Here is a 16,655-nt window from a genome sequence, read left to right as displayed (position 1 = left end):
GTGGTCACTGAGCGGGGCGCTGCAAGCGTGTTGTTTCCTCTTCGAGGTAGCCGATCAGCGCCGCCACTTCTGTTTCCCCCAATCGCATGTTGGGCATCGCCAGTTGGTTGTACTGCGCGAACAGCAGCATCGCCAAGGGGTCTTTCTCCGCGAGCATCTGCTCGGGCTCCATCAGCCAGCGCTTGAGCCAAGCCTCTTCACGCTGCCGGGTCACCCCGAGCAGGTCCGGGCCGATGCCATGGGTGGCTCCAGGCTCGGCGTCTCCCAGGGTGTGGCACGACGAGCAGCGGGTCCTGAACAGTTGCTCGCCTGTGCTGGGCGGGCGGATGTCGGGGGCCTGGGTGTAGTCGCGGTGTTGGGCGCTGGCGGTTTTCCAGTTGTGCAGGCTGTTGGCCAGGCGGTCGGCGAGGATGTACGGGCTTTCGAAGGGCGAGGCCTTCATCCAGCGGCCGGTGGCCTGGTTGCCGATGATCAGGCTGAGGTTGTGGTCCTTGCTGCGGCCATTCTCCAGGCCCTCGATGTACAGGCCCAGGCTGCGTCGCAGTTGTTCGATGTCGGCGGCCTCGCCGGTGAGGAGTGTCCAGCCCGGGCCGATAGCGAATTTCTCGGCGTAGCGTTTGAGGGTGGCAGGGGTGTCGTTATAGGGGTCGATGCTGATCGAGTAGATGAAGATGTCCTGGCCGACACGCTCGCCCAGCAGCTTCTGTACCTGGCGCAGGCGCGCTGTTTCCACCGGGCAGGAGTCGCCGCAGCCGGTGAAGATGAAGTTGATGGCCACCACCTTGTCCTTGATCAGGTCGTCGAAGAAGCGCACCTGTTGGCCGTCCTGGGTGAGCAGGGGGATGTTGGGGAAGTAATTGGCGCCCCAGGGGGTGGCGGGGTCAGCGCTGGCGCTGGTCGGGGGCAGGGCGCAAGGCAGGCTGAGGATGATCAGCAGGGGGAGCAGCAGACGCCAGGTGTGGGGCATGGTCTTACCCTCTTGGATATCTGATGGGGCCTGCGATGCAGACCATCGCTGGCAAGCCAGCTCCCACATGTACAGCGCCGATCACAAGGCATGCGCAATACCTGTGGGAGCCGGCTTGTCGTGGCGACGAACCGCGGCGAAAGGGGCGCAGCGCGCCCCCGGCCTTCTTTCACTTGATGCTCAAAGGTACCGTCACACTCTGCCCCAGCGCCGATTTGACCGTTACCGCCGGTGGCGAGACCGGGCCGCTGCCGGTGGTGGTCACCGACAATTTCCAGCGCGCCCCGGAACCGCTGGCGCTCAACGTGGCCAGGCCCAGGTCGAGCGGCCCGCTGGTGGTGTTGCTGGTCACCCGGATGCTGTTGCCGGCGGCCACCGAGGTGGTGCCCGAAACCTCCCAGGTCCAGCGGTTGTTGCTGCGCAACTGCACCGAAGCGCTGCTGACCTGGATCTCGTCCATTGGCACTGCGGGCGAAACCGCGATGTTTACCGTAGCCGGGGCCAGCGACTCGAGGCCCTTGGCGTCGCGTGCGGCGTAGGTGAAGCTGGCGGTGAATCCCGTGGCCACGGTGGCCGGTGGGGTGTAGGTGACCTGGGTGCCGTTGCTGGCGACCGTGCCCTGGCCGGAGTCGGGCTGGGCCAGGCTGCTGACGCTCAGCGGCACGTTGCCGTCGGGGTCGGTGTCGTTGGCCAGCACGTTGAGCACGATCGGCTTGCCGGCCATGGTCGCGGCGCTGTCGTTGACCGCCACCGGCGGCTTGTTGCTGTCGTTGCCCGAGCCACTGCTCGAGGTGCGGAAGGTCGGCAGGGCGGCGGAATTGACGTATTCCACGCCATCCCAACCAGGCAGCGGCGTTGGCATCATCTGGAACTGGCCGGGGTGCTCCAGGTCCCAGCGCAGCAGCATCGAGGTGTCTTCGTGCTGGGTGTTGTGGCAGTGTTCCATGTAGGTGCCAGCGAACTCGCGGAAGCGGATGGCCATCTCGACTTCCTCGGAGGAGTCTGTGTCCGGGCCGATGCGATAAACATCCTTGCGCGCCCATTTTTCCCACTCCGGCGGGGCCTTGCCGTCACGGCTGAGGACCACTCCTTCCTCGAAATGCACGTGCACCGGGTGGCTCCAGCCATTGCCGCCGTTCTTGATCTTCCACACTTCCAGGGTGCCGTCGCCGCTGAAACCGCCGTCGGTGGCCTCGTTGGCCAGTTGCGGAGCGGCGCCGATGCGGCGTGGGTCCATGCTGTAGCCGAAGCCACCGTCGGTCTTGATGGTCCAGGGCGCGCTGTCGGTGCCGTCGGAGCGGCCGAAGATGAACTCTCGGTGGCGGGCGGCCTTGATCTTGACCTGGTCGCTGGCGCTATTGCGGTCGATCGGCAGGGGAATCATCACCAGGCCGGCAGCCTTGCCGGGCTTGGCCGGTTCATACAGGCTCGGGTCCATGCTCAGGTCCTGGCCGGTGTAGGGCTGCACGATCAGTTGCATGAACTTGCCGACCACCGGGTCGCCGCCATCCCATTCCGGGCCCTTGCTGGTCTGCTTGATCACGGCCTTGTATTTTTGCGACAGCACGTCGGCCAAGGCGATGGCCGGTTTCGGACCTTTGCCGGTGTCGTGTTCCATGAGGTTGACGAAGTACAGCTTGTCGCCGACCTTGATCCCGTTCTTGGCGAAATTGATGATGATGTCGTAGCGCTCGGCGATGCCCTGCAGCGGCAGGATGGCGTTGTTGTCCTGCAAGTTGCCGTCGCCGTTGAGGTCGAGGGTGCCGTCGAACGGCACCGCGTGTTCCATGATATTGCCGTCGTTGGCGATCATGTGGAACGGCACGCGGGCATAGGAGACGTTGGAGCCGCTCGGGCCTTTGAACTCGCCAGCGTTGCCGGCGATTTCACGGACCACGGCGAACTTGAAGTAGCGCGACACCGAGCCGTTGAGAATGCGGAAGCGATAGCTGCGCGCGCGCACCTTGAGCTTGGGCTGGTACTGCCAGTTGACCAGGATCTGGTCGCCGAGGAAGCCGTCGGTGTTGAACGGGTTGAACCACAACTGGCCGTTGGCGTCCCAGGCCTTGTCGGCGATCACCAGGTTGACGTCGTAGTCACGGTTGCCCCACGGCATCGCCGCGCCGCTGGGGAAACGCAGGTTGACGCCATCCTCCAGGGCCTCGTTGCCACGGTCGATGGCCGAGTAATAGTTCATCATCACCGCGTTGCCCTTGTAGACGTTCTGCGCGGTGAAATCGAGCATGTGGTCGTGGAACCAGTGGGTGCTCATGGTCTCGCGCCAGTCGCCGCGGATCCTGATGCTGCCGTTCTCGCAGGTCTTGAGGCCCGGGGATGCGTCGTTGACGAACAGGGTTTCGCCCGGCGCGCAGGGGAAGGCCGCGCGCGGGTCCTGGGCGCGGGTGTTGATGGTGTCGTAGCCGGCCAGTTGGATCGGCCAGCGATAGTCGTAGTACTGGCCGGGGAAGAAGTAGGCGTTGGCGAAACCGTCGCTCTCGGCCGGCGAGTGGCCATTGTGCTCGTGGGTGGAGATGGTATGCAGGCCAAAGCCGTTGTTGGCCGAAGGGTCGATCGGCAGGGCGTTGTAATGGCGCATCAGCACCGGTTGGCCGTAGCGTACCATCAGAAGCTTGGGTGGAAAGGTGCCGTCGAAGGTCCACAGCGTCTTGTGGCCCTGCAGGGGCATCTTCGGGTGGAAGCGGGTATCGATGCCCTTGGTGGTGCCGAGGGTGGTGGGGATGTCGGAGGTCTGGTAGTACAGCCCGCCCGGGGCGAACTCGCCCTTGGCATAGTTGTGCAACTGCTTGCGGTCGCGCAGGCCCTGGTTGATGCGCGCCCCGGCCTGGGCGGTCTTGAACGCGGCCTGGGGGTAGAACTCGTTCCAGCGCTGGTGCGACCAGCCCTTTCCTGGCGGTCGGCCTTCGGCGGGCGAGCCGACCCCGGTGCGGTTGAGGAACATCTCGATCTGCGCCTTCCACGGGTTGCGGTCGAGCACGTTGGCGTACTGTGACGGGAACGGTGTCAGCCCTGGCTGGGTGAGGAAGGCCTCCAGGGCGTTGCCGTTGGGGCTGCTGCGCGCCACATAATCCGGATCCTGCGCGGGCGCGGCACCGATTACGGGGGGCGGGAAGGTGAGGGTGTAGGGCGCAGTGGCCGGGTCGAGTTTCTCCGGGCCGAATTCTTCGAACAGCAGCAACTGCTGGGTGAAGGGCTCGGCGCCGAACAAGGGGCTGGGTTTGCCGTTCGTGGGATAGTTGCGTGAAGTCTGCTGCGCGGGGGGCAGGGCATTGTTGCTGGTCACCGTGGCGCGGGTGCCGTAGACCCCGTCGGTCAATTCGAGCGAGCCCTCGTTGGCTTCCGGCATGCTCTTCAAGGTCTCCAGCGCCGCCGCCTGGGCCAGCGGATCGGCGGCTGGGTCACTGAAGGCGGACGGATCGGTGGGCGGCGGTTGGCTCACGTCGTCGAGCGACCCGGCGAACACGTTGGCCAGCCCCAGGCTGAGCAGCAGCGCCGTGATGGCGGACAACCTGAACACCTGGGTCGATGTTGCAGTTGAATTCTTCATTACCGTATGCCCCGTGTTGTACAGGCTGGCATCTATTGCCACTTTCAGTGAGTGGCGATATGCCCTGTAGAGGGGACCAGCAACGGCTGTGCCAAGCGGAAAATGGCCAAACGCCACGTGTTTCAAGATGTTGCAAAGTCGCGAAAAACGCCTGCTGAGGCAGTTGCCGCAAACCTGGGGGAAGACACCCAGGGCTGGGTGGGGAATGTGCCCCATTTCCCGCCCAAGCGGCCGGGCAAGGGGTCTGCTTTACCTCATGGGCCTGGGCGCTGTCATCGCCAAGCCTGCGGTTGGTGGTGGGCGGCCCGGCTGAGGCTGGCGGCGCGGTGGCTGGCGGGCCGTCAGCAGTGCCCCTTGCCCGAATCCCCTGTTCTTGGCACCCTTGCCAGCCATTGCCTCTCGTCACCCGCCAAACTAAGGAACCTCAAGGTGAGTTGGGAAAAAGTCGGTAAATCCATGGTGGGCCTGCTGGTCCTGGTCGCCGTCGCCGCCACGCTCTATGTGACGTTGCGTGAGGACGACCGGCTGCAGGCGCGCCTGACATACGCCCATCTCACCTACCCGGGCCAATTCAGCGAACGCATCAGCGAGGCCAACGACCTGCTCAAGTATGAGCGGCTACACACGCAGATCAGCGCAATCAGCGCCGGCACACTCAGCCATCCGCAGATCGACAAGTTGGTGGATCTGGCCCAGGCCCCCTACCTGCAACTGTTCGCCAGGCCCTTCGAAGCAGGTCTTGTGGACCACCGCACCGGCTTGCTGATCGAGTTGTCCAACCCCGCCCGAGTACCGCTCAAGGCCGTGCACATACGTCTGCCGGCCAAGGGGCTGGTGCAGGTGCGCGATGCGGCCGGCAACGACACGCTGGTGCCGACCCCGACCAGCAGCATCGACCTGCCGGCCATCGACGGGGTGAGCGAGAGCAAGGTGTGGGTGTACTTCGACGCCGATTATTCACAGATTCGCCAGGCAGGAATCAGTATTCGCGATGCCGACGGCAGCGCCGATATCCAAGTGGTTCGCGAAGTGACGGGGTTCCCGGCATTGCTGGCGCGTTACAGCCAGGTGGTGGTGGCGATGCTCGCCGCGCTGGGGCTGGGGTGGCTGGCGCTTGCGTATGCCTGGTGGGGGCGGGCACGGGTGGCCGGGGTACCGCAGAGCCTGTAGGCGATCACCGCGAACTTGGGCAGGCCTGACGCTCGACCGCTGTCCGCCTACAGGGTTGCCCGCTAGATCACCGCCGTTGCGGCCGACAGCAAGGCCTCTATGAACAGGCTTTCCGCTCGGCTCATGCGTTGGTCCCTGTTCCACAACAGGTGGATGTCGACGTCGGCAATGCCCTCCTGCGGCGGCAGTTTCCACAACAACCCTGCGTCCACATCCGGCGCCACCACATGCTCGGGCAGGCAGCCGATGCCGAAGCCGGCGATCACCAGGCGGCGCACTTCTTCCAGGCTCGGCGACGAGGCGACGATACGCCCGGCGAAGCCCTGCTGGTCGCGGAAGATGGTCAGCGGCGAGAGCATGCCGCCGATCTGGTCGCTGGTGAAACTGACAAAATTCTCCCGCTGCAGGTCGCCTTCCATCTGGCCGAACAGCGCGTGGTGCTTGCCGCAGAAGAACGCGTAGCGCTGGCGCAGGAACAACCGCTGCTCCAGCCGTGGCTGGGGTCGGCGGTTGAGGCTGAGGCCGGCGGTGGCGGTTTTTTCCTGCAGGGCTGCGACGATGTCGGAACTGCGCATCACGTCGATCTCCAGCTCAACCCGAGGGTGCTGGCGGTGGAAGTCGGCGAGGAAGTCGTCGAAGCGTTCGTTGACGATACGGCTGATCATCAACAGGCGCACCTTGCCCACCAGTTCGTCCGCCGGCTGCTCCAGCAGGCCGCCGATCTGTGACATCTGCCCGTACACCTCGCCGGCCAGCTGGAACAGCTGCTCGCCCACTTCCGTCAGCACGAAGCGCGGCCCACGGCGGGCGATGAGCTGGCGCCCGAGTTGCTCCTCGAGGCGCTTGAGCGCCTGGCTCACGGCGGGCTGGGTGAGGTGCAGGCGGGCGGCGGCGCGGCTGATCGACAGTTCCTGGCCGATGACGCGGAAGGTGCGCAGCAGGTTCCAGTCGAGGCGGTCGTTGAGCAGGCGGTCGGGCATTGTCGGGCTCGATGATAAGCGTGGTTAATAGTTCGAATAATAAATAGAAAATTGAATTATAGGCGCCGGCGATGAATGATCTCCAGCAGTGCAGGCCTCATTGCGGGGCAAGCCCGCTACCACAGCTGCCTCCAGATCTTGACGGAGACCCAGGCCTGGTGGGAGCGGGCTTGCCCCGCGATGCGGCCGCCCAGGCGCCGTCAGAGCGCCACCGTGACCCGACAACTCCTGCCAGAAAAACAACCAAAGGAGCCACCCCATGAAGCCCGCCGCTTCGCCCCAACCGCGCCGTGCCGCCGCCGCCGCGTTCATCGGCACCATGATCGAGTGGTACGACTTCTACATCTACGCCACCGCCGCCGCGCTGGTGTTCGGTGCCTTGTTCTTCCCCTCCGACAACAGCCTGTTCAGCACCATGGCTGCCTTCGGCACCTTTGCCGTGGGCTTCTTCGCCCGGCCCTTGGGCGGCATCATCTTCGGCCATATCGGCGACCGTATCGGGCGCAAGAAATCGCTGATCATCACCTTGCTGATGATGGGCGTGGTCACCGTCGCCATCGGCCTGCTGCCGACCTACGCGCAGATCGGCGCCAGCGCGCCGGTGCTGCTGGTCCTGTTGCGCGTGGTCCAGGGCATAGCCGTCGGTGGCGAGTGGGGAGGGGCGGTGCTGATGGCCGGGGAGCATGCGCCCAAGGGCCGGCGCAACTTCTTCGCCTCGTTCGCCCAGCTGGGTAGCCCGGCAGGCCTGATCCTGTCGCTACTGGCTTTCAGCGCGGTCACCCGCCTGCCGGAAGACGACCTGATGAGCTGGGGCTGGCGCCTGCCGTTCCTGGCCAGCGCGCTGTTGCTGCTGGTGGGCCTGGCAATCCGCCTGGGGGTCAACGAGTCGCCCGAGTTCCTCGCCAGCCGTGAGCAGGCCGAACAGACCCGGCGCAAGGAGCAGGCACCGGTGCTGGAAGTGCTGCGCAGCGCCTGGCGGCCGTTGCTGCTGTGCATAGGCGCCAACACCCTGGGCATCGCCGGGGTCTATTTCACCAATACCTTCATGATCAGCTACACCACCCAACAGTTGCACCTGGAGCGTTCGCTGATCCTCGAATGCCTGTTCTTCGTGGCGATCATCCAGTTCTGCGTGCAGCCGTTGGCGGCGTGGCTGTCGGAGCGGCTTGGTGCCACGCGCTTCCTGGCCCTGATGGCGCTGCTGGCGATGGCCTCGCCGTACCCGATGTTCGTGCTGGTGAGCAGCGGCGAAGGCCCGCTGATCGTGCTCGGCATCGCCCTGGCGGCGGCGTGCATGGCGTCGTTCTATGCAGTGATCGCAGGCTACGTCAGCGGCATGTTCGCCACCCGCGTGCGCTACACCGCCATCTCCCTGGCCTATCAGGTGTGCGGCGCCATCGCCGGTGGCCTGACCCCGCTCATCGGTACCTGGCTGGCCCACAGTTTCAGCGGCCAATGGTGGCCGATGGCGGTCTTCTACAGCCTGATCGCCTGCACTTCCCTGGTCTGCGTGCTGGCGCTGGCGCGCCGCTACGCCCTTGGCCGGCAGCTCGAGCTGGCCTGAATCTGGAGTATCCGCAATGTTGAAAAGCAATGGCGATCGCCTGTGGGCGAGCCTGATGGCCATGGCCGAAATCGGCGCCACCGCCCGTGGCGGCAGCTGCCGCCTGGCCCTGAGCGACGAGGACAAGGCCGGGCGTGAACTGTTCGGCCGCTGGTGCCGCGAGGCCGGGATGAGCCTGAGCGTGGATGCCATTGGCAACCTGTTCGCCCGCCGTGAGGGCAGCGACCCGCATGCCGCGCCGGTGATGATGGGCAGCCACCTGGACACCCAGCCCGAGGGCGGGCGTTTCGATGGCGTCTATGGCGTGCTGGCCGGTTTGGAAGTGGTGCGCCGCCTGAACGACCTGGGTATCCGTACCCGCAAGCCGCTGGAGATCGCGGTATGGACCAACGAGGAGGGCGCCCGCTTCACCCCGGCCATGTTCGGCTCGGCGGTGTTCACCGGCACTTTGCCGCTGGCCCAGGCCCTGGCGATCCGCGATGCCGACGGCATCAGCGTCGCCGATGAACTGGCGCGCACCGGTTATGCCGGCCAACGCCCGCTGGGCGGCAAGGTGGACGCCTATTTCGAGGCGCATATCGAGCAGGGCCCGATCCTCGAGGACAACGTCAGGAGCATCGGTGTGGTCAGCGGCGGCCAGGCGATCCGCTGGCTCGATGTCACCGTCGAGGGCATGGCCGCGCATGCCGGCACCACGCCGATGAAGCTGCGCAAGGACGCCTTGTACGGCGTGGCACGGATGATCCAGGCCATCGAACAACTGGCCAGCGACTTCTCCCCCGAGGGCCTGACCACGGTGGGTGAGCTGAGCATCGCCAAGTCGTCGCGCAACACCATTCCCGGCCTGGTGCGCTTCACCCTCGACCTGCGCCATCACCGCGACGAGGCCATCGACGCCATGGAGCGCGATATCAGCCTGCAGTTGCAGGCCATCGCCAGCCAGCGTGGCCTGGCGGTGCGCATCGAGCGCCACTGGGTCAGCCCGGCCACCCCGTTCGACGTCGACTGCGTGGCCGCCGTGCAGCAGGCGGTGGATGGCCTGGACTACAGCCAGCAGTCCATCGTCAGCGGCGCCGGCCATGACGCGATCCTGCTGGCGCGCTACTGCCCCACGGCGATGGTGTTCATCCCCTGCGTCGGTGGTCTGAGCCACAACGAGGCCGAGGATGTGCTGCCCGAGGATGCCCGCCAGGGCGCCGATGTATTGCTCAACGCCGTGCTGGCCCGTGCCGGCCAGGTTGTCGAAGGAGAAGCCTGATGCGCTGCTATTTCCACCCGGAACAATTGCTCCACCACCCGCGCAGCTACTATTCGCGCGGCGCCATGCGCACCCCGCAGGAAGTCCCCGAGCGCGCCCAGCGCCTGCTGCAGGCCGCCAAGGACCTTGGCTTCGATATCCGCAAGCCCGAAGATGCCGGCCTTGCTCCGCTCAAGGCGGTGCATGGCGAAGCCTACCTGGCGTTCCTCGAAGAAGCTCATGCGCGCTGGAAGGAGGTGCCCGAGGACTGGGGCGACGAGGTGATGTCCAACATCTTCGTTCGCGAACCCAACGCCCTGCGCGGCATTCTTGCCCAGGCCGGGCGCTACCTGGCCGATGGCAGTTGCCCGGTGGGGGAGCATACCTGGCGCTCCGCCTACTGGTCGGCACAGAGCGCCGTCGCCGCGGCCCAGGCCATCCTTGACGGAGAATCCGCCACCTATGCCCTGTGCCGTCCGCCGGGGCACCATGCCCGGTACGACGCCGCTGGTGGCTTCTGCTACCTCAACAACGCCGCCGTCGCGGCCCAGGTGTTGCGCGGCCGCTACCAGCGCGTGGCGATCCTGGATACCGACATGCACCATGGGCAGGGCATCCAGGAGATTTTCTACGAGCGGGACGACGTGCTGTACGTCTCGGTGCATGGTGACCCGACCAATTTCTATCCAGGAGTAGCGGGCTTTGCCGACGAGCGCGGTAGCGGAGCAGGAGAGGGCTGCAATCTCAACCTGCCGATGGCCCACGGGGCGAGTGAAGCGGACTTCATGGCGCAGCTGGAGGTTGCGTTGCAAGCGGTGAAGGACTTCGGCGCCGAGGTGCTGGTGCTTTCGCTGGGCTTCGATATCTACGAGCTGGACCCGCAAAGCAAGGTGGCGGTGACTACCGAAGGGTTCGCCCGGCTGGGTGAACAGATTCGTGGGTTGCGTTTGCCGTGTCTGATCGTGCAGGAGGGCGGGTACCACCTGGAGAGCCTGGAGGCGAATGCTCGGGCATTCTTCGGCGAAGAGCGCGATTGGCGTTAAGCCTGTCGAGGGGCAAGCCCGCTTCCACAGGTTGAATCGCCACGGTGGAAGCGGGCTTGGCCCGCGATTGCGTTGGTATGGGTATTACACCCCGCCCCGGCGCACATGCTTCACCAACACCTTCTCCAGCAACTCCCACATCGCCGGGTCGGTACTGAACGCCACGTTGAAGCGCATCCACCCAGTGGCCTTGGCATCGACCATGAACAACTGCCCGGGCCCGAGCATGATGCCTTTCTCCAGCGCATCGTCGAGCAGGGCGGCGCTGTCGGGGATGGCCGGATGCCGGGTCCAGATGTACATCCCTTCGTCCGACTCGATGAACAGCTCGAAACCCAGCCGATGCAGGTGCCGGCCCACTTCCTGGTGCGCCTCGGCCAGGCGCTGGCGCAGGCGCTTGAGGTGCTTGCGCCAGCGGCCGTCGATGATCGCGGCGTACACCACGCGCTCCATCACCTGCGAGGTGGTCAGGCCCGAGCGCATCTTCAGGTGCAGCAGTTGCTGGGTCAGCTCGGGGTTGGCCAGCAGGTAGCCGACGCGCACGTTGGGCGAGATGCTTTTCGAATAGCTGCCCACGTACACCACCTGCTGCAGGTGGTCGAGGCTCGCCAGGCAGGGCAGCGGGTCGGCGATCATGTCGGCGTAGAGGTTGTTCTCCACCAGGCGGAAGCCATGCTGGCTGGCCAACTGCAGTAGGCGGTGCAGCTGCGCCAGCGGGGTGCGCGAGCAGGTCGGGCTGTGCAGGTGTGGCTGGGTGAAGAAGGTCGTGGGGCGGTGGTGGGCCAGCAGGCGCTCGAGCTGGTCGAGGTCATAGCCGGCCGGGGTGCGCGGCACGCCCACCAGGGTGGCGCCCTGGGTGCGCAGGATGCTCATCAGGTTGGGGTAGCCGGGGTCGTCCACCAGCACCACGTCGCCGGGGCGCACCAGGGTGCGCACGGCCAGGTCCAGGGCCTGGCTGGCACCGTGGGTGAGCATGAGTTGCGCCGGGTTGGCGACGATCGACAGTTCCTGCTGCAGGTTCTGCGCAGTCAATGCGCGCAATTCCGGCAGGCCCATGGGGTCGCCGTAGCCGGACAGCTCCAGCGGGCTACCGGCGACCTGGCGCAGGCCGCGGCGCAAGCCTTCCTCGTACATCCAATCGTTGGGCAGCCAGCCACAACCCGGTTTGAACGGCAGCTGGCGGATCTCGAAGATCTGCTGCAGGTACCACTCCGAGTTGAAGGTGGGGCGGCTGGTATCGGCCTCGACGCTGTGCTTGTCCAGCAGCTCGTTCGCCGCACGATTGACGAAGAAGCCCGCATTGCCCTTGCTCACCAGCAACCCCTGGGCCACCAGGCGGTCGTAGGCCTCGACCACGGTGAAGGTGCTCACCGAGTAGGTCGAGGCGAACGCCCGGATCGACGGGACCTTCGCCCCGGGCTTGAGGGTCTGGTCGTCGATCAGCGCGCGCAAGCCGTCGATGATCTGGTTGACCAGCGGGGTGGAGGAGTCCGGGTGTAGCTGGAGCATTCGGGGGCCTTCAGGTGTGCGCGACGCCAGGCGCCTGCGGGGCACAGCGGGTGTATTGCATCGGCGGCCTGTACAGTGCAGTGCGTTTTTCATGCCGCTGTGCATGGCTCAATGTGTTCGACATTTTTACATTACGTGTCAGATATAGCCAACACAGCACATGACAGCGCCATGAATAATCACAACATCGCTGCTTTACCGTCGAGGTCCGCCTCGCACCTTCTTCCCGCGTGGCCGGACGCTGCTCGTCCGTTCCCAGCATGGTTCAGTTCGTCCAGAGGGTCGCCTCTGGCCGCGTAAGCAGGCCGCCACGGATGGCCTGCGTGTGCTCGCGCACACCTCCCTGCCCGCAGTAGCACTGATGTACAGGTGAGACCGATAACCATCGGGGTTTCACAGTTTTTCCTTGGATAAAAAGAAGCACGGGGTAAATAACTGATGGACGCTACATCCACATCCACCACCGCGAAGGATGGGCACGAGAGCAAGCTCAGTGCCTCGCTCAAGTCGCGCCACCTGACGATGATGTCCATCGCCGGGGTGATCGGCGGCGCCTTGTTCGTCGGTTCCGGCAGCGTGATCCACAGCGCCGGCCCGGCCGCTGTCCTGGCTTACCTGGCCGGCGGCATCCTGGTGGTGCTGATCATGCGCATGCTGGGTGAAATGGCGACTTCCTCGCCGGACACCGGCTCGTTCTCCACCTACGCCGACCGCGCCATCGGCCGCTGGGCCGGTTTCACCATCGGTTGGCTGTACTGGTGGTACTGGGTGATCCTCATGGCCTGGGAGGCCTACGTGGCAGGCAAGATCCTGCACGGCTTCTTCCCCGACGTGAGCGTCAACGTGTTCGTGCTGGCCACGACCCTGCTGCTGATCACCGTCAACTTCTTCAACGTCAAGCACTACGGCGAGTTCGAGTTCTGGTTCGCGCTGATCAAGGTGGTGGCGATCGTCTGCTTCCTGGTGGTGTGCACCGCCGCGGTGATGAACGTCTGGCAGTTCGGCGAGGTACGCGGCATCAGCCACCTGACCGCCGAAGGCTTCATGCCCAACGGCATCACCACGGTAATCGGCGCCTTGCTGGGGGTGATGTTCGCCTTCCTCGGCGCCGAGATCGTCACCATCGCCGCCTCTGAAGCGAAGGACCCGGCCACCCAGATCGTCAAGGCGACCAACTCGGTAGTCTGGCGGGTGTGCCTGTTCTATGTCGGCTCGATCTTCCTGATCGTCTGCCTGGTGCCGTGGAACGACCCGCACCTGGGCGTCTCCGGTTATGGCGCCTACCGCCGCACCCTGGAACTGCTGGGTGTTCCCTATGCCGAAGTGCTGATGAACTTCGTGGTGCTGACCTCGGTGAGCAGCTGCCTGATCTCCGGCCACTACACCGCCTCGCGCATGCTGTTCTCCCTGGCCCAGCGTGGCGATGCGCCGCGCCTGTTCAAGTTCACCCGTACCGGCACTGGCGTACCGGTGAACGCGATCATCGGCTCGTGCCTGGTGGCGGTGTTCTGCGCGCTGATCAACTTCAGCGACACCCTGCGCCCGAAGGACGTATTGGAAACCCTGATGAACACCACCGGCATGATCGCCTTGCTGGTGTACCTGGTGATCGCCTTCTCGCAGCTGCGCATGCGTCGCAAGCTGGTGGCCGAGGGCAAGGAAGTGCGCTTGAAGATGTGGCTGTTCCCGTGGCTGACCTACCTGGTGATCGTGTTCATCGTGGCGGCGCTGGTGACCATGGCTTTCATGCCTGACTACCAGATCCTGGTGATCTCCACCGGCATCGCCGCAGCCATCGTGGTGGCCATGGGCGTGGTGCACCAGATGCGTACCGCCAAGCGTCACTGAATACGGTAGCGCCTTGCGCAACGGCCGGTCTCCGTCAAGGGGCCGGCCGTTTTCGTTTTCGCCAATCGGATCATCCCTACGTTGTGCGGTGCCGACATGGCTTATGCTGCACGCAATTGCCCTACAAGGAGTCGTCCCATGTCCTGGTCCGCCACCCAGTATTCGCTGTTCGAAGACGAACGCACCCGCGCCGTACGTGACCTGCTTGCCGCCGTGCCGACGCGCCCGGTGCGCCACGCCACCGACCTTGGTTGCGGTCCGGGCAACTCCACCGAAGTGTTGCTGCAACGTTGCCCCGATGCGCAGGTCGTCGCCCTGGACAGCGATCCGGACATGGTCGACAAGGCTCGCCAGCGGCCACGCTTGAGCATTCCACGCGTGCGTTGCGAGATTGGCGAGATCGCCGGCTGGGCGGCCCTGGTGCCCCAGGACCTGATTCTCGCCAACGCTTCGCTGCAGTGGGTGCCGGACCATGCCAGCCTCTATCCGCATCTGGTGCGGCAGCTGAACGAGGGTGCGAGCCTGGCCGTGCAGACGCCGGACAACCTCGACGAGCCGGCTCATCGCCGCTTGCGCGAGATTGCCAGCCAGGGGCCTTGGGCCGACAGGTTCGCTGACTTCAGCCTGCCGCCGCGGCACAACGCGGGTTTCTACTACGATTTGCTCAGCCCTTTGTGCGCGCGGGTGGATGTATGGCGCACCACCTATCACCACCCCTTGATCGGTGGCGCCGAGGCGGTGGTGGAGTGGTTCAAGGGCTCTGCGTTGCGGCCTTACCTGGCGCGGCTGGATGAGCAGGAGCAGGCGGATTTTCTGCAGTTGTATCTGCAGGCCATGCAGCATGACTACCCGGCGGCCAGCGACGGCCGGGTGTTGTTGCCGTTCCCGCGGCTATTTGTGGTGGCCACGCGTTAGGCGCCAGAGCACATAGGTGTAGATGCCGAGGTTGAGCGCCAGCACGATGGTGCCCAGCCACAGCTGGATCTGTGGGGTCAGGCCGGCGGGGTAGATCACGGGCCAGATGTAGTGTTCGACGAAACCACCGTGGTAGCCGGCGTCGCCGGCGGCTTTACGCAGGTGGTTTTCCCAGTCGGTCAGGGGGCATTCCAGGTGCAGGCCTTCCACGGCCAGGCCCCAGGCTAGGGCGGGGAGGTGGATCAGCAGGGCGCGGCGGCGCCAGAGCACCAGCAGGCCGCCGAACAGGACGAGCAGGATGAACGAGAGGTGGAACAGGACCAGGGTGTCGGCGGCCAGGCGGTGGAGCATGGTGGGTGGGGCCTTGCTGGGGGAGATGGGTTAGTGTGTCACGGTTTTTCGTTCTTGAGTTTGGGGTGATTGTTTTGATAGTTGTATGCGCATTCATTTGCTATGTCGACGCTTATTCACCTTTCCGCCCTTACGGCGGCCTACTTTGGTCTTGGCCAAAGTAGGCAAAGCCGCTCGCTCCATTCATACGGCCCCTACGCTTCGCTCCGGGGTTCCCTCACTCCGGCCTTGCTCCCGGGAGGACCGCGCTGAACGCCCCATCCTGGGGCGCAGCGCTTGACGGGCATCCATGCCCGTCACCTCCCTGCGCAAGACCTCCGTTCGGCCTCCTGAAGTCGCGAAGTTACGGGCGGCGCCTGCACTAACGCAGCTAGTCGCTAGTTTCCATCGTGGGAACTCTAGATCAACATCGCGGGGCAAGCCCGCTCCCACGATAGTTTAACTGTTTCATTCAGCGGGGGAGTGGGCTTGACCCGCGATGGCGTAATGAAGAACAAAACTTCATCCATTAATAAACCAAAATATCTGCACTTGATCTGCACTTGATCTGCACTTGATCTGCACTTGATCTGCACTTGATCTGCACTTGATCTGCACTTGATCTGCACTTGATCTGCTCTTGATCTTGCTTCTAAGCGCGCGATAGTTCAGGCGACACAAATTGCGACTTCAGGAGGCCGAGCGGAGGGCTTGCGCAGGGAGGTGACGGGCATGGATGCCCGTCAAGCGCCGATCAGGCCATGGATGGCCCGTCGGCGCGTCCTCCCGGAGCGAGCCCGGAGCGAGGGAACCCCGGAGCGAAGCGCAGGGGCCGGATGAACGGAGCCGAACGGTTTTGCCTCCTTTTCCCAAGAGAAAAGGAGGTCGCCGTAAAGGCGAAAGGGTGACTGTGGGTCGACATGGAAAATGAATGCGCATATAGCTTTCAAAACACACGCTGTGTAAGTCAAAGTCAAAGTCAAAGTCAAAGTCAAATGCAGTTGGTGTGGGTTTTTACAGTTGTAAGCGCATTCATTTGCGATGTCGACGCATAGTCACCTTTCCGCCCTTACGGCGGCTTACTTTGGTCTTGGCCAAAGTAAGCAAAGCCGTTGCGCTCCATTCATCCGGCCCTCCGCTTCGCTCCGGGTTCCCTCACTCCGGCCTTGCTCCCGGGAGGACCGCGCTGAACGCCCCATCCTGGGGCGCAGCGCTTGACGGGCATCCATGCCCGTCACCTCCCTCCGCAAGACCTCCGTTCGGCCTCCTGAAGTCGCGAAGTTACGGGCGGCGCCTGCACTAACGCAGCTAGTCGCTAGTTGCCATCGTGGGAACTCTAGATCAACACCGCGGGGCAAGCCCGCTCGCACGATAGTTTAACTATTTCATTTAACGTGGGAGCGGGCTTGACCCGCGATGGCGTAATGAAGAACAACACTTCATCCACTAATAAACCAAAATATCTGCTCTTCATCTGCTCTTCATCTGCTCTTCATCTGCTCTTGATCTTGCTTCTAAGCGCGCGAT

Annotated in this window: 11 protein-coding genes; 6 read left to right on the top strand and 5 right to left on the bottom strand. The window is 64.4% G+C overall.

From position 1 onward, the window contains the following. Positions 1 to 4: 4 nt before the first annotated feature. Together C3F42_RS04685 and C3F42_RS04680 are read right to left on the bottom strand one after the other, a co-directional pair. Entirely contained in the window at positions 5 to 967 is a 963-nt protein-coding gene (locus C3F42_RS04685) for an SCO family protein (protein ID WP_104444060.1), read from the bottom strand. Positions 968 to 1,136: 169 nt separating this feature from the next. Beyond that, positions 1,137 to 4,532: an Ig-like domain-containing protein gene (locus C3F42_RS04680; protein WP_104444059.1), complete on the bottom strand. Its 3,396-nt coding sequence runs from the start codon at positions 4,530 to 4,532 to the stop codon at positions 1,137 to 1,139. A gap of 429 nt (positions 4,533 to 4,961) precedes the next feature. On the opposite strand from C3F42_RS04680, the gene C3F42_RS04675 reads away from it, so the two are divergent. Further along, positions 4,962 to 5,702, top strand: coding sequence for a hypothetical protein (locus C3F42_RS04675; protein WP_094010377.1), 741 nt, complete (start codon positions 4,962 to 4,964; stop codon positions 5,700 to 5,702). A gap of 62 nt (positions 5,703 to 5,764) precedes the next feature. Here C3F42_RS04675 and C3F42_RS04670 read toward each other — a convergent pair whose 3' ends face one another. Next, positions 5,765 to 6,682 carry a LysR family transcriptional regulator gene (locus C3F42_RS04670; protein ID WP_023629914.1) on the bottom strand — a complete coding sequence of 306 codons (918 nt, stop codon included), beginning with the start codon at positions 6,680 to 6,682 and terminating at the stop codon, positions 5,765 to 5,767. A 259-nt stretch (positions 6,683 to 6,941) separates the two neighbouring features. Here C3F42_RS04670 and C3F42_RS04665 point away from each other — a divergent pair, with 259 nt between their 5' ends. Genes C3F42_RS04665 through C3F42_RS04655 form a run of 3 tightly spaced genes read left to right on the top strand, consistent with a single transcriptional unit; the run spans position 6,942 to position 10,526 of the window. After that, on the top strand, positions 6,942 to 8,246 hold the full coding sequence (locus C3F42_RS04665) for an MFS transporter (RefSeq protein ID WP_038705870.1): 1,305 nt from the start codon (positions 6,942 to 6,944) through the stop codon (positions 8,244 to 8,246). A 16-nt stretch (positions 8,247 to 8,262) separates the two neighbouring features. Continuing rightward, positions 8,263 to 9,504 carry a Zn-dependent hydrolase gene (locus C3F42_RS04660; RefSeq protein ID WP_094010375.1) on the top strand — a complete coding sequence of 414 codons (1,242 nt, stop codon included), beginning with the start codon at positions 8,263 to 8,265 and terminating at the stop codon, positions 9,502 to 9,504. After that, a complete protein-coding gene (locus tag C3F42_RS04655; RefSeq protein WP_094010374.1) occupies positions 9,504 to 10,526 on the top strand; it encodes a histone deacetylase family protein in 1,023 nt (340 codons plus the stop codon). The genes C3F42_RS04660 and C3F42_RS04655 overlap by 1 nt, the downstream gene beginning before the upstream one ends. A gap of 84 nt (positions 10,527 to 10,610) precedes the next feature. Here the strand turns inward: C3F42_RS04655 and C3F42_RS04650 are convergent, their stop codons facing one another. Beyond that, a complete protein-coding gene (locus C3F42_RS04650) occupies positions 10,611 to 12,035 on the bottom strand; it encodes a PLP-dependent aminotransferase family protein (RefSeq protein ID WP_094010373.1) in 1,425 nt (474 codons plus the stop codon). 438 nt (positions 12,036 to 12,473) lie between these two features. Between C3F42_RS04650 and C3F42_RS04645 the strand changes: the two genes are divergently transcribed. Next, on the top strand, positions 12,474 to 13,883 hold the full coding sequence (locus C3F42_RS04645) for an amino acid permease (RefSeq protein WP_094010372.1): 1,410 nt from the start codon (positions 12,474 to 12,476) through the stop codon (positions 13,881 to 13,883). A 138-nt stretch (positions 13,884 to 14,021) separates the two neighbouring features. Then, complete coding sequence (gene tam / locus C3F42_RS04640; protein WP_104444058.1) at positions 14,022 to 14,798, top strand: trans-aconitate 2-methyltransferase; 777 nt, start codon at positions 14,022 to 14,024, stop codon at positions 14,796 to 14,798. On the opposite strand, the gene C3F42_RS04635 is transcribed toward tam, so the two are convergent. After that, positions 14,775 to 15,149, bottom strand: coding sequence for a DUF2784 domain-containing protein (locus tag C3F42_RS04635; RefSeq protein ID WP_094010371.1), 375 nt, complete (start codon positions 15,147 to 15,149; stop codon positions 14,775 to 14,777). The genes tam and C3F42_RS04635 overlap by 24 nt on opposite strands. Positions 15,150 to 16,655: the final 1,506 nt, after the last annotated feature.

The sequence above is a fragment of the Pseudomonas sp. PONIH3 genome, assembly GCF_002934345.1.
Classification (GTDB): Bacteria; Pseudomonadota; Gammaproteobacteria; order Pseudomonadales; family Pseudomonadaceae; genus Aquipseudomonas; species Aquipseudomonas soli.
Note: the sequence above shows the minus strand (reverse complement) of the source record. Positions and strands in the feature narration are given on the sequence as shown.

Coding starts and splice junctions, on each gene's coding strand:
- C3F42_RS04685 (WP_104444060.1), bottom strand. CDS start 967: ATGCCCCACACCTGGCGTCTGCTGCTCCCCCTGCTGATCATCCTCAGC.
- C3F42_RS04680 (WP_104444059.1), bottom strand. CDS start 4,532: ATGAAGAATTCAACTGCAACATCGACCCAGGTGTTCAGGTTGTCCGCC.
- C3F42_RS04670 (WP_023629914.1), bottom strand. CDS start 6,682: ATGCCCGACCGCCTGCTCAACGACCGCCTCGACTGGAACCTGCTGCGC.
- C3F42_RS04665 (WP_038705870.1), top strand. CDS start 6,942: ATGAAGCCCGCCGCTTCGCCCCAACCGCGCCGTGCCGCCGCCGCCGCG.
- C3F42_RS04660 (WP_094010375.1), top strand. CDS start 8,263: ATGTTGAAAAGCAATGGCGATCGCCTGTGGGCGAGCCTGATGGCCATG.
- C3F42_RS04655 (WP_094010374.1), top strand. CDS start 9,504: ATGCGCTGCTATTTCCACCCGGAACAATTGCTCCACCACCCGCGCAGC.
- C3F42_RS04650 (WP_094010373.1), bottom strand. CDS start 12,035: ATGCTCCAGCTACACCCGGACTCCTCCACCCCGCTGGTCAACCAGATC.
- C3F42_RS04645 (WP_094010372.1), top strand. CDS start 12,474: ATGGACGCTACATCCACATCCACCACCGCGAAGGATGGGCACGAGAGC.
- tam (WP_104444058.1), top strand. CDS start 14,022: ATGTCCTGGTCCGCCACCCAGTATTCGCTGTTCGAAGACGAACGCACC.
- C3F42_RS04635 (WP_094010371.1), bottom strand. CDS start 15,149: ATGCTCCACCGCCTGGCCGCCGACACCCTGGTCCTGTTCCACCTCTCG.